12 protein-coding genes are annotated in these 12,516 nt (G+C 74.4%); 10 read left to right on the top strand and 2 right to left on the bottom strand.

Going from position 1 to position 12,516, the window contains the following annotated elements; all coding sequences use genetic code 11:
* The first annotated feature begins 5 nt into the window (after nt 1–5).
* The 3 genes from C1I92_RS03060 to eno are packed head-to-tail and all read left to right on the top strand — an operon-like array spanning nt 6 to nt 2,976.
* Nucleotides 6–716: a FadR/GntR family transcriptional regulator gene (locus C1I92_RS03060; protein WP_111253198.1), complete on the top strand. Its 711-nt coding sequence runs from the start codon at nt 6–8 to the stop codon at nt 714–716.
* The gene (locus C1I92_RS03055) at nt 713–1,690 is read left to right on the top strand and encodes a phosphotransferase (protein WP_111253197.1); all 978 of its coding nucleotides are present in this window, start codon (nt 713–715) and stop codon (nt 1,688–1,690) included. Before C1I92_RS03060 ends, C1I92_RS03055 begins: the two co-directional genes overlap by 4 nt.
* Nucleotides 1,687–2,976 (top strand): phosphopyruvate hydratase, encoded by a 1,290-nt coding sequence (eno, locus tag C1I92_RS03050; RefSeq protein WP_111253196.1) that lies wholly within the window; start codon nt 1,687–1,689, stop codon nt 2,974–2,976. Before C1I92_RS03055 ends, eno begins: the two co-directional genes overlap by 4 nt.
* On the opposite strand, the gene C1I92_RS03045 is transcribed toward eno, so the two are convergent.
* Complete coding sequence (locus tag C1I92_RS03045) at nt 2,951–3,637, bottom strand: SDR family NAD(P)-dependent oxidoreductase (RefSeq protein WP_199520907.1); 687 nt, start codon at nt 3,635–3,637, stop codon at nt 2,951–2,953. The two genes, eno and C1I92_RS03045, sit on opposite strands and share 26 nt — an antisense overlap.
* 55 nt (nt 3,638–3,692) lie before the next feature.
* On the opposite strand from C1I92_RS03045, the gene C1I92_RS03040 reads away from it, so the two are divergent.
* The gene (locus tag C1I92_RS03040; RefSeq protein WP_199520906.1) at nt 3,693–4,472 is read left to right on the top strand and encodes an IclR family transcriptional regulator; all 780 of its coding nucleotides are present in this window, start codon (nt 3,693–3,695) and stop codon (nt 4,470–4,472) included.
* Nucleotides 4,469–5,479, top strand: coding sequence for a zinc-dependent alcohol dehydrogenase (locus tag C1I92_RS03035; protein WP_111253195.1), 1,011 nt, complete (start codon nt 4,469–4,471; stop codon nt 5,477–5,479). The genes C1I92_RS03040 and C1I92_RS03035 overlap by 4 nt, the downstream gene beginning before the upstream one ends.
* Before the next feature lie 53 nt (nt 5,480–5,532).
* On the opposite strand, the gene C1I92_RS03030 is transcribed toward C1I92_RS03035, so the two are convergent.
* Nucleotides 5,533–7,605, bottom strand: coding sequence for a glycoside hydrolase family 36 protein (locus tag C1I92_RS03030; protein ID WP_199520905.1), 2,073 nt, complete (start codon nt 7,603–7,605; stop codon nt 5,533–5,535).
* 157 nt (nt 7,606–7,762) lie between these two features.
* Here C1I92_RS03030 and C1I92_RS03025 point away from each other — a divergent pair, with 157 nt between their 5' ends.
* From C1I92_RS03025 to C1I92_RS03005, 5 genes are all read left to right on the top strand, one after another.
* The gene (locus C1I92_RS03025; RefSeq protein WP_111253194.1) at nt 7,763–8,602 is read left to right on the top strand and encodes an IclR family transcriptional regulator; all 840 of its coding nucleotides are present in this window, start codon (nt 7,763–7,765) and stop codon (nt 8,600–8,602) included.
* Between the two features lie 66 nt (nt 8,603–8,668).
* On the top strand, nt 8,669–9,628 hold the full coding sequence (locus tag C1I92_RS03020) for an ABC transporter permease (protein ID WP_146605002.1): 960 nt from the start codon (nt 8,669–8,671) through the stop codon (nt 9,626–9,628).
* Nucleotides 9,625–10,539: an oligopeptide ABC transporter permease gene (opp4C, locus tag C1I92_RS03015; RefSeq protein WP_199520904.1), complete on the top strand. Its 915-nt coding sequence runs from the start codon at nt 9,625–9,627 to the stop codon at nt 10,537–10,539. The genes C1I92_RS03020 and opp4C overlap by 4 nt, the downstream gene beginning before the upstream one ends.
* Nucleotides 10,536–11,525, top strand: a complete 990-nt coding sequence (locus tag C1I92_RS03010; RefSeq protein ID WP_111253191.1) for an ABC transporter ATP-binding protein — start codon at nt 10,536–10,538, stop codon at nt 11,523–11,525. Before opp4C ends, C1I92_RS03010 begins: the two co-directional genes overlap by 4 nt.
* Nucleotides 11,522–12,514, top strand: coding sequence for an ABC transporter ATP-binding protein (locus C1I92_RS03005; RefSeq protein ID WP_111253190.1), 993 nt, complete (start codon nt 11,522–11,524; stop codon nt 12,512–12,514). The genes C1I92_RS03010 and C1I92_RS03005 overlap by 4 nt, the downstream gene beginning before the upstream one ends.
* Nucleotides 12,515–12,516: the final 2 nt, after the last annotated feature.

The raw sequence follows: 12,516 nt of genomic DNA, 5'->3' as shown, positions 1-12,516 counted from the left end.
CCGCCATGGTCACGACTGCGCTGGAGCAGGCGGTCGTCGCGGCCGAGCGGCTGGTCGTCGACGAGCTCGGGCCGGGCGCGCGGCTGCCCGGCGAGACGGAGCTGGCACAGCGGTTCGGGGTGAGCCGGCTGACGGTGCGCGAGGCGCTCAAGGTGCTGGCCGGGCGCGGGCTGCTGGACCTCACCCGCGGCCGCCGGCCGACGGTGCGCGAGCCGGACGGCTCGGTGCTGTCCGGGCATTTCGCGCTGGCCGTCCGGCGCGACCCGAGCGCGCTGCTGGAGCTGTGCGAGATCCGCCGCTCGCTGGAGGCGCTGGCGGCCGGGAAGGCGGCCGCGCGGCCCGGCCGGGCCGCCGTCGCGGCGCTGGAGACGGCCGTGGACCGGATGGCCGCCGCGGTCGCGCTCGACGAGCCCGAGCGGGAGCGCCGCTTCCACGAGGCCGACGCGACGTTCCACGAGACGTTGGCGCTGGCCGGCGGCAGCCGCATGCTGTCGTTCGTGCTGTCCGGGTTCGAGGACGCGCTGCACCGCAGCTTCGCCGCCAGCTACCGCGGCCACGTCGCCCGCGGCGGAGGGTTCGACGAGGTGGTCGCCGCGCACCGGGCGATCCTCGACGCCGTGCGCGACCGCGACGTCGCCGGGGCGGAGCGGGCGATGCGGGCGCACCTGCGGCAGGTCGAGCGCGACCTGCGGGCCGCGATCGAGGCGGCGACGTGACGATCGAGCTGCTGGACGAGACGTCGGTGGTCGCGCACCTGCGCGGCCGCGGGGTGCTCGGCGCCGGACCGGTGACGGTGACGGCGCTCGGCGGCGGGGTGAGCAACGTCGTGCTGGCCGTCGCAGACGGGCACCGTCGGCTGGTCGTGAAGCAGGCGCTGCCGCGGCTGCGCGTCGCCGCCGAGTGGACCGCGCCGACCGACCGCACGCTCACCGAGGCCGACGCTCTGGTGCTGACCGCCGGGCTGACGCCGGGCGCCGTCCCGGCCGTGATCGACCGCGACGACGAGCGGCACGTGCTGGTGCTGGAGCACGCGCCGGACGGCTGGCGCGACTGGAAGGCCGACCTGCTGGCCGGCGTCGTCGACGCGAGCACCGCGGCGCGGCTCGGCGAGGTGCTGGCCCGCTGGCACACCGCGACGACGGACCCGGCGACGCTGCCGGGGCGGATTCGTGACGGCGGCGACGCGTTCGAGCGGCTGCGGGTGGAGCCGTTCTACCGCCGCGTCGCCGCGCAGCTGCCGGGCGAGCTGGGCGAGGCGATCCTCGCGACGGCGGACGCGATGACGCAGCACCCGGCCTGCCTCGTGCATGGCGACTTCTCGCCGAAGAACGTGCTGGTCGGGCAGGGGTTGTGGGTGATCGACTTCGAGGTCGCGCACCGTGGCGACCCGGCCTTCGACCTGGCCTTCCTGCTGTGCCACCTGGCGCTGAAGGCGGTGCACCGGCCCGCGTCGGCGGCCGGCTACGCCCGTTGCGCGACGGCGTTCGCGACGGCGTACGGAGCCAAGGGCACGATCGACTGGCCGTACGTGCTGCGGCACACCGGCTGCCTCGTGCTGGCCCGGGTGCGCGGCGCGTCGCCGGCCGAGTACCTGACCGCGGCCGGACGCGACACCGCCTGGCGGCTCGGCGTGGACCTGCTCACCGGCGCCGTCAGGAGCCTGGACGACCTGTTCCCGGAGGGGCGATGACGACGATCAGCGAGGTGCTGGCCTGGGAGGCGCTGGACTCGCGCGGCCGGCCGACGGTCGGCTGCCGGGTGATCCTGGCCGACGGCGCGAGCGGCCGGGCCACCGTCCCGTCCGGCGCGTCGACCGGCGGGCACGAGGCGCGCGAGCGGCGCGACGGCGACCCGGACCGGTACGGCGGCCACGGCGTGCGCGGCGCGGTCGACGCGGTGCGTACGACGCTCGCGCCGCTGGTCATCGGCCTGGACGCGGCCGACCAGGAGGCCGTCGACGCCGCGCTCGAGTCCGCCGACGACGACCCGCTGCTCGGCGCCGTCGGGGCGAACGCCGTCCTCGCCGTGTCGCTGGCGACGCTGCTCGCGGCGGCCGCCGGGTCCGGCCGGCCGCTCTGGCGGCACGTGTCGGGCGACGCCGTCCCGCTGCTGCCGCTGCCGATGGTGAACATCGTGTCCGGCGGCGCGCACGCGGGCCGGGCGCTGGACATCCAGGACGTCCTCGCCGTCCCGGTCGGCGCGACGAGCTTCGCGCAGGCGCTGGAGTGGGTGTCGCGGGTCCGCGCGGCCGCCGGCGAGCTGCTGGCGCAACGGGGCGGGACGACGACCGCGCTCGTCGCCGACGAGGGCGGGCTGGCCGGCGGGCTGGCGGACAACGAGGCGGCGCTCGCGCTGGTCACCGACGCCGTCGAGCACGCGGGCCTGGCGCCGGGCGAGCACGTCGGCCTCGCCGTCGACCTGGCCGCCAACCAGCTGCACGACGGGACCGGCTACCGGCTGGACGGCGAGACGCTGGACGCCGCCGCCTGGCGTGCGCGGCTGGAGCGGTGGTGCCGCGACTATCCGGTGGTCTCGCTGGAGGACGTGCTGGTCGAGGACGACTGGGCCGGCTGGGCCGCGGCCACCCCGGCGCTCGGCGCGGACCGGCAGCTGCTCGGCGACGACCTGTTCGCCACCAACGCCGGCCGGCTGCGCCAGGGCATCGACCAGGGCGTCGCGAACGCCGTCCTCGTCAAGCCGAACCAGGCCGGCACCGTCAGCCGCGCCCGCGCCGTCACCGAGCTGGCCCGCGCGGCCGGCTACGCCACCGTCATCTCCGCCCGGTCCGGCGACACCGAGGACGACTGGCTGGCCGACCTCGCCGTCGGCTGGCGCACCGGGCAGCTGAAGGTCGGCAGCACGATGCGCTCGGAGCGGACGGCGAAGTGGAACCGGCTGCTGGAGATCGAGGCCACCGCGGGGCCGACGGAGTTCGCCGGGGCGGCCGCGCTCAGTAGGTCGCTCGCCCGCCGCTGATGTCGTACACCGCCCCGGTGGAGAAGCTGACCCGCTCGGAGCAGAGGAACGCGATCAGCTCGGCGACCTCCTCCGGGCGCCCGACCCGTTGCATCGGGATCAGGCTGGTGATGTGCGCGAGCACGTCCGGCGCGGTGGTCTCGTTCATCGGCGTCGCGATGACCGCGGGCGCGATCGCGTTGACCAGGACGCCGCTGGTGGCCAGCTCCTTGCCGGCGGCCTTGGTGAGGCCGATGACGGCGGCCTTCGACGCGGAGTACGCGGCCAGGTTCGGGTTGCCGTCCTTGCCGGCCATGCTGGCGAGGTTGACGACGCGGCCCCAGCCCCGCTCGGCCATGCCGGGGACGAACGCCCGCATCGTGTTGACGGTGCCGATGACGTTGACGTCGAAGGTGCGGCGCCACTCGTCCGCCGTCGTCTCGACCAGCGGCCGGTTCGGCCCGACGATGCCGGCGGAGTTCACCAGCACGTCCACCGGGCCGACGTCGGCGGCGATATGGGCCAGCGCGGCGTCGTCGGTGACGTCGGCCTCGACGTCGGCGCCGCGCAGGTCGAGCGTGACGACCCTCAGCCCGTCGGCGCGCAGCCGCTGCGCCGCCGCCGCGCCGAGGCCGCTGCCGCCGCCGGTGACGATCGCCGTCCTGCCTTCGGTACCGGTCACGGCCCGTCCTCCGATGCTCTTCCGGTTAACGACACGGCGCTCTACTATTCGGAACGTGAGCGACGCGGACATCGTGGCGGGCGCGGACCGTCCGGGTCAAGAGGGCGACCGGGTCGTCGGCTCCGACCGGGTGCTCGTCGTGCTGAAGGAGCTGGCCGGGCACCCCGGCGGCGTCGGCCTGGACGAGCTGACCCGCGCCGTCGGCAGCCCGAAGCCGACCGTGCACCGGGCGCTGCGGTCGCTGCGCCGGGCCGGGCTGGCCGGTCAGGACGCGCGCGGGCACTATCTGCTGGGCGACGAGTTCCTGCGGCTGGCGTTCGCGCACCACGAGGCCCGGCCCGAGCACGTCCGGCTGCGGCCGGTGCTGGAGACGCTGGCTGAGCGGTTCGGCGAGACGACGCACTACGCGGTGCTCGACGGCCGCGAGGTCGTGTACCGCGCCAAGGTCGACCCGCCCACCGGGGCCGCCCGGCTCACGTCGACCGTCGGCGGACGCAACCCGGCGCACTCGACCGGGGTGGGCAAGCTGCTGCTGGCGTACGGCCTGGGCTTTGTGGACGGGCCGCTGGAGCGCCGGACACCGAGCACGATCGTCTCCGCGGCCGCGCTGCGCCGCGAGCTCGCGCTCATCCGGGAGCGCGGCTACGCGCTGGACGACGAGGAGAACGAGCCCGGCGTCGCCTGCCTGGCGCTGCCGGTGTACGCGCTGGCGCCGGGCACGCCGTCGGGCGCGATCAGCATCAGCGCGCTGACCTACCGCACGCCGCTGGCCACGCTCGTCGACGCCGTCGACGAGGTGCGCGCCGTGCTCGGCCGCCTGGGGGAGAGCTCATGAGGGCGTTCGTGCTGACCGGGCCGGGAGCGGGCGCGGTGCAGGACGTGCCACCGCCGGTCGCGGCGCCCGGCGAGGTCGTCGTCGACGTCGAGCGGGCCGGCGTCTGCGGCACCGACGCGGAGTTCTTCTCCGGCGACATGGCCTACCTGCGTTCCGGCCACACCACGTATCCGCTGCGGCCCGGCCACGAGTGGGCCGGCGTCGTCACGTCCGTCGGTTCCGGCGTGGACGACGCGTGGCTGGGCCGCCGGGTCATGGGCGACACGATGATCGGCGACGGGACCTGCCGCCGGTGCCGGCGCGGTCAGCAGCACGTGTGCGAGGCGCGGCAGGAGGTCGGCGTCCGCGACGGCCGGCCCGGCGCGCTGGCCGAGCAGCTCGCCGTCCCGGTGTCGTCGCTGCACGTGCTGCCGGACGCCGTCGACGCCGTGCTGGGCGCGCTGGTGGAGCCGGGCGGGAACGCGCTGCGGGCGGCCCGGGCGACCGGCGCCGGCGCGGGGGACCGGGTGCTGGTGTTCGGGCCGGGCACGATCGGCCTGCTGGTGGCGATGTTCGCCCGCGCCGACGGCGCCGAGGTCCACCTGATGGGGCGCACCGACGAGTCGCTGCGGTTCGCCCGGTCGCTGGGGTTCGAGCACACCTGGACCGAGGACGAGCTGCCGGACCTGCCGTTCGACGCCGTCGTCGACGCCACCAACGCCGCGCCGCTGCCCGCGAAGGCGGTCGAGCTGGTCGAGCCCGGCGGCCGGGTCGTCTACATCGGGCTGTCCGCGACGCCGAGCCTGCTCGACACCCGGAGGCTCGTGCTCGACGACGTGACGGCGGTCGGCATCCTGTCCGCGTCGCCCGGCCTGGACGCGACGATCGAGGCGTACGCGAGCGGCGCCGTCGACCCGCGGCCGCTGGTCGGCGCCACCGTCGGCCTCGCCGACGTCGCCGCGGTCCTGGCCGGCGCCCACCCCACCGGCCCGGCCTCCAAGGTCCACGTCGACCCCCGCCTCCCATGATCATCAACCTTCTGGGCTGTCATCACGACGCCAAAGGTTGATGATCATGGGGGCTAGCGGCGGAGCTCGATCAGGCGGGCGGCGTAGGGACCAGGGAGGGTGACGTCCAGCGTGCCGGTGGCGTCGGACCAGTCCAGCGCCGTCGGGAGGTCGGCGGGGTAGCGGACGACAGGCGTCACGCCGGCGCCGGCCAGCCAGGGCAGCGGGAGCGTCACCGAGTCCGGGCCCTCGCGCCGCCACACCGCCAGCAGCGTCCCCTGCTCGTCGTCCAGGGCCAGCGCCACCCACGGGTCGGACCAGCGCGGCAGCCCCAGCGGCCAGCGCGGCCGGGCCCGTGGCAGCCGGTGCCGGTACTCCTTGTAGGCGGCGACCGCGGCGGCCACCGACGCCGCCTGCGCGTCGTCCAGCTGGTCGATCCGCCCGCTCAGGTGCACGCGGCCGAGCAGCGGGTTGACCAGCGTCAACGCGTTCTCCTCGGCGGACAGGAACGGCTGCGGATAGGCCCACACCGCTCCTTGCTCGGGCGTGACGACGGTGGGTGCGGCGGCCGCGATCGCCGGGTAGCGGCGGTGGTCGGTCTGGTCGCTGGTGGAGTGGATGCTCAGCCTCGACAGCATCGCCGCGTCGGAGCGCATGCCGCCGGAGGCGCAGTTCTCGATCACCAGCCCGGGGTGCCGGTCCAGGACGTCGTCCAGCCAGGCCAGCAGCGCCTGCTGGTGGCCGAGCAGGCCGTCGCCGAGGCTGTCCGACGCGTGGTCAGTGCCGGCGCCTACGTCGATGTTATAGTCGAGCTTGAGGTAGCCGAGTCCGTAGTCGCGGACCAGCCGGTCCACCGTCGTGTCCAGGTGGGCGCGGGCGGCCGGGTGCCGAAGGTCCAGGTGGTAGCGGCTGACCTCGACCAGGCGGCGGCCGTCGCGCTGGAAGAACGCCTCGTCCGGCAGAGCCGCCGCGGCCGGGCTGCGCACGCCGACGACCTCCGGCTCGATCCACAGGCCCGGGATCATGCCGGCGGCCCGGATCCGGTCCATCGTCGCGGCCAGCCCGCCGGGGAACCGGTCGCGCGACTCCTCCCACGCGCCGACCTCGTCCCACCACGGCTTCGGAACGGCGTGCCAGCCCGCGTCCATGACGTAGTACTCCGCGCCGGCGGCGGCCGCGGCCTCGATCAGCGGCGCGACGGTGGCCTCGGTCGGGTCGCCCTTGAGACAGTTCATGTAGTCGTTGAAGACGACCGGCAGCCGCTCGTTGTCGTCGTGCGGCCGGCGCACCCGCCGCCGGTGCTCGGTCAGCAGGCCGAACGCGTGCTCCAGGCCGTCGGCGGACACGACGACCACCACCGGGACGGAGCCGAGCACCGCACCCGGAGCCAGCCGCCGGCGCCACTGGTGCTCGGCCGCCGTGGGCCCGGAGCAGAGCAGGAACACGTCGTCGTCGTGATCGCCGGCCGCCCAGTGCGTGGGCCCGTTGTGCTCCAGCTGCCACAGCCAGGCGTGTCCGGTGTCGCGCCGGACCAGCGCGCCCATCGGCAGGTGGTCGCCGGTCGACCAGGACCCGGTGGTGGTGACGGCGAACTGGCCGAGCGAGGTGTCCGCGGGTCGGTGCAGCCGGCCCACCGCGACGATGCCCGCGTCCTCCAGCGACAGCTCGTGCCAGCGGGCCTCGGCGCACCACGCGTTGCGGGCGTGGTGCAGGCGCAGCTCCGGCCCGACCGTGCCGAACCCGGTGAGCACCAGCGACGAGACGAAGTCCAGCGTGACGGGGGCCGGACCGTCGTTGCGGACCTCGTTCCACGCCCGGACGACGCCGGGCGCCGTCGCCTCGACGACGCTGGTCACGACGAGTCCGGAGGCAGGATCGGCCTGCGTGACGGAGAAGCGCGCGCCGTCGGCGCCGTGCGAGCGGTACCGCAGCCGCTGCCCGGCGGCGGTGAACCGGTGCTGCGCGTGCGCGCTGCGGTCCACCCGCCCCTGCCCGTCGACGGCCAGCTCGACCAGCGGATGCGTCACGCCGGGGGAGACGTCGCCGGCGGCCAGCCCGCGGACCCGCACCGCACCGTCCGGCGGCGCCGACAGCAGCAGCCGGACGCCGGGCGCGCGCCACTCGATCGTCTCCGCGTCCTCCGCCACCGTGCCTCCACCAGTCAAATCCGAAACAGCGTTCCAACGTCAGATGATCCGGTCGCGACGAGGGCGGCGTCAAGGGTGAAGGGCCGCGGACGCTTCCGCTGCTAGCCTCTTCATCTGAAACGCTATTCCTGTTCAAGCTTCCGCCGGAGGTCGCCTTATGGCCCGCAACAGCGAGACCGACGCCGTCCACTACCACGCGCAGGCGCTGTCCCGCGGCCTGAACGTGCTGGAGATCCTGGCCCGCGGCCGGTCGCCGCAGACGATCGCCGACTTCCACGAGCACACCGGGATGCCGAAGAGCACCCTGGTCCGGCTGCTCAGCGTGCTGGACCGGGAGGAGTACGTGGTCCGGGTAGACGAGCGGCCGGCCTACCGGCTGGGGCACAAGGTGCAGCTGCTCTCCGACGCCTACGTGGCGCAGCTGGACATCTCCCAGGTGGCCGGCCACTACCTGGAGGAGCTGGCCGGGGAGACCTCGCAGACCGGCAACCTCGGCCTGCTCGACGGCGACCAGGTGCTGCACGTGTGCGTCCGCGAGCCCGACCGCGCGCTGCGCTACGCCAGCGCCGCCGGCCACCGCGCGCCGGCCTACGTCAGCGGGCTGGGCAAGGTGCTGCTGGCCGTCCTCGACGCCGACGAGGTCGCGGCGCACGTCCCGGCCGAGCCCTTCCCCGCCTACACCGACCGCACCATCACCTCGCTGGCGGCGTTCCAGCGCGAGCTGCGCACGACGTTGCGCAGGGGTTATGGGTTCGACGACAACGAGTCCAGCACCGGGCTGCGCTGCCTTGCGGTGCCGGTCTCGGTGCGCGGCGAGGTGCTGGCCGCGGTCAGCGTCTCCGGCCCGGCCGCGGAGTTCGGCCTGGAGGAGCAGAAGCGCTACCTGACCGTGCTGGGCAGGGTCGCGTCCGGCCTGGCCGGCGACGCCGACGTGGTCGCCGTGCTGGAGTACCTGCGCTCGTCCCTGATGCGATCGGCCATCGAGCCCGTGGGCTGACCCTTGACACCGTCCTGAGCCGCCGCAATCCTTGGAACACTGTTTCAGATTCCGAGGACGGTGATCATGGCGGCGTACCTCGTGCGGCGCTTCGCGGTGAGCGTGCTCGTGCTGTTCCTCGTGACGATCGGGTTGTTCGGGCTGGTGCACGCCGCGCCGGGCGACCCGGTCACGATGATGGTGCCGGTCGAGCAGCTCGGCGCCGACAGCGCGGACTTCATCGAGCAGAAGCGGCACGAGCTGGGGCTGGACCGGCCGCTGCCGGCGCAGTACTGGTCCTGGCTGCAGGGCGTGGCCACCGGCGACCTCGGCTACTCGCTGACCAACAACCGGCCGGTGTCGGAGCTGCTGGCCGAGCGGCTCGGCCCGACGATCGAGCTGATGGGGCTGGGGCTGGCGCTCGGCATCGCGATCGCGATCCCGCTGGGCATGCTCGCCGCGGTCCGCCGCAACACCGCCGTCGACTACTGGACCGCGGCGCTGAGCCTCGGCGCGGTGTCGATCCCCGGCTTCTTCCTCTGCATCCTGGCCATCTACGTGTTCGCGCTGCAGCTGGGCTGGGTGCCGTCGGCGGGGATGTCGACGCCGGGCGCGCCGAGCCTCGGCGACTCGCTGCACCACCTGGTCATGCCGGTGGCGATCCTGACGTTCGGGGTGGCCGGGCCCTTCACCAGATACGTGCGCAGCGGTGTGATCGCGGAACTCGGTTCCGAGTACGTGAAGACGGCGGAGTCGAAGGGCGCCACGCCGCGGCGGATCCTCTTCGGCCACGTGCTGCGCAACGCGCTGATCCCGCTGATCACCATCCTCGGCCTGACGCTGCCGGCGCTGCTGGTCGGCGCCGTCGTCGTCGAGCAGATCTTCGCCTGGCCCGGCATGGGCCAGCTGGTCATCTCCGCGGTCAACCAGCAGGACTACCCGGTGATCATCGGGTTCGCGTTCTTCGTCGCGATCCTTGTGCTGCTGTCGAACATGCTCGCGGACGTCCTGTACTCCATCGCCGACCCACGGGTGAGCCTGCAATGACCGCTGCCATGGAGCCGGCGGCCGCGCTCGCCGCCACCACCCCGGTGTCCACCCGCGGCCCGGCCGGCCTGGCCTGGCGCCGGTTCCGCCGTCACCGCATGGCGATGGTGGGCCTGGTGACGCTGGGCGTCATCGTCGTCGCCGCCCTGCTGGCCGACGTCATCGCGCCGCACCACCCGAACGAGGTGGACCTGGCGGCGTTCCGGCAGGCGCCGTCCGCGGAGCACTGGCTGGGCACGGACTCGGCCGGGCGCGACGTGTTCGCCCGGCTGCTGCACGCCGGCCGGATCTCGCTCGGCGTCGGCATCGCCGCGTCGCTGATCTCGGTGGCGATCGGCACGCTGCTCGGCGCCGTCGCGGGGCTGTTCCGCGGCTGGGCCGACACCGTCATCATGCGGACGGCGGACATCATGCTGTCGTTCCCGGCGCTGGTGGTGATCATCGTCGTGGCCGGGGTGCTCGGGCCGAGCGTCGTCACGCTGGTGCTGGCGATGGGCGTGTTCGGCTGGCCGGCCGCCGGACGCGTCGTCCGCGGCGTCACGCTGTCGGTGCGCGAGCGCGAGTTCGTCAAGGCGGCCCGCTCGTTCGGCGCGGGCGGCTGGTGGCTGATCACCCGGCACCTGGTGCCGGCCGCGCTCGGCCCGGTGACGGTGGTGGCGACGCTCGGCGTCGCCCAGGCGATCATGGCCGAGGCGACGCTGTCCTTCCTCGGCCTCGGCGTCGAGCCGCCGGCCGCGAGCTGGGGGAACATGCTCACCGACGCGCAGAACCTCACGCTGATCAGCTCGATGCCGTGGATGTGGCTGCCGCCGGGCATCGCGGTCGCGCTGACGGTGCTCGCGGTGAACTTCGTCGGCGACGGGCTGCGCGACGCGCTCGACCCGCGCACGACGCTGGGGGCGCTGCGATGAGCGCACTGCTGGAGGTCCGTGACCTCGTGGTCGAGTTCGGCACCGAGGCCGGCACGGTGCACGCCGTCAACGGCGTCTCGTTCGACGTCGAGCCGGGCGAGATGCTGTGCGTCGTCGGCGAGTCCGGCTCCGGCAAGAGCGTGACGGCGATGGCCGTGCTCGGCCTGCTGCGCCGCCCGCCGGCCCGGGTGAGCGCGAGCGGCATCCGGTTCCGTGGCGAGGACCTGCTGGCGGCGACGCCGGACCGGCTGCGGGCGCTGCGCGGCGACGACATCTCGGTGATCTTCCAGGACCCGATGACGGCGCTGAACCCGGTGCACCGGGTCGGCAAGCAGATCGCCGAGGTGGTCCGGCTGCACCGGCCGGTCACCCGCAAGCAGGCCTGGCAGCGCGCCGTCGACCTGCTGACGCTGGTCGGCGTGCCGGACCCGGACTCGCGGGCCCGGCAGTACCCGCACGAGTTCTCCGGCGGCATGCGCCAGCGGGTGATGATCGCGATGGCGATCGCCAACGACCCGGCGCTGCTCATCGCCGACGAGCCGACCACCGCGCTGGACGTGACGATCCAGGCACAGGTGCTCGGCCTGCTGCGCAAGGCGCAGCGCGAGACCGGCGCCGCCACCATCCTCATCACCCACGACCTCGGCGTCGTCGCCGAGATGGCCGACCGGGTCGTGGTGATGTACGGCGGCGCGATCGTCGAGCAGGGCGACGTCACGACGGTGTTCGCCGCGCCTCGGCATCCGTACACGCTCGGCCTGCTGGAGAGCCTGCCCCGGCTGGACCGCGACACCGAGGAGCTGACCCCGATCTCGGGCAGCCCGCCGAACCTGGTCGCGCCGCCGGTCGGCTGCACGTTCGCCGCTCGTTGCCCGGTCGCGGCCGGCCGGGACCGGTGCGTGACGGAGCGCCCGGGCCTGGTGCCGCTCGCGCCGGGGCACGCGTCGGCGTGCCACTTCCACGAGGAGCTGGTGATGGCCCGATGACGGCGACCCTGACCGACGAGATCGTCGGCGTCGAGGACCTGCGCAAGTTCTTCCCGGTCCGCGGCGGCGTGCTGCGCCGGCAGGTCGCGGCGATCCGGGCGCTGGACGGTGTCAGCTTCTCGCTGCGCGTCGGCGAGACGCTCGGCCTGGTGGGGGAGTCCGGCTGCGGGAAGTCCACCGTCGGCCAGATCCTCGTCGGCCTGACCACGCCGACGTCGGGGACGGTGCGGTTCCGCGGCGTGGACGTCGAGACGATGCCGGCGGCGGACCGGCGCGAGCTGCGCTGCGCGATCCAGATCGTCTTCCAGGACCCGTACTCGTCGCTGAGCCCGCGGATGACCGCCCGCGAGCTGGTCTCCGAGCCGCTGCGGGTGCAGGGCGGCTACCGCTCCGGCGGGCGCGACCGGGTGGTCGAGCTGCTGGAGATGGTCGGGCTGTCCGCCGAGCACCTGAACCGGTACGCGCACGAGTTCTCCGGCGGCCAGCGCCAGCGCCTGGGCATCGCCCGCGCGCTCGCGCTGGACCCGAGCGTGCTGGTGCTGGACGAACCGGTGTCCGCGCTGGACGTGTCGATCCGGGCACAGGTGGTGAACCAGCTGGCGACACTGCAGCGCGAGCTCGGCCTGGCGTACCTGTTCATCTCGCATGACCTGTCGGTGGTGCGGCACAGCTGCGACCGCGTCATCGTCATGTACCTGGGCAAGGTGGTCGAGTCCGGCGACAAGCTCGACATCTTCGAGCGTCCGGCGCACCCGTACACGCGGGCGCTGCTGTCGGCGATCCCGCTGCCCGACCCGGCGCTGCGGGACCGGCCGGACCGGATCGTGCTCAGCGGCGACGTGCCCAGCCCGCGCAACCCGCCGTCGGGCTGCCGGTTCCGCACCCGCTGCTGGAAGGCCCAGGACGTGTGCGCGACGACGGAGCCGGTCCTGACGCCCACGCAGTCCGGCACACAGAGCGTCGCCTGTCACTTCCCTGAGCAGCAGTAGGA

This window comes from Jiangella anatolica, from assembly GCF_003236295.1.
Taxonomy (GTDB): Bacteria; Actinomycetota; Actinomycetes; order Jiangellales; family Jiangellaceae; genus Jiangella; species Jiangella anatolica.
The sequence above is the reverse complement of the archived record's forward strand: the minus strand, read 5'-3'. Positions and strand labels throughout refer to the sequence as shown.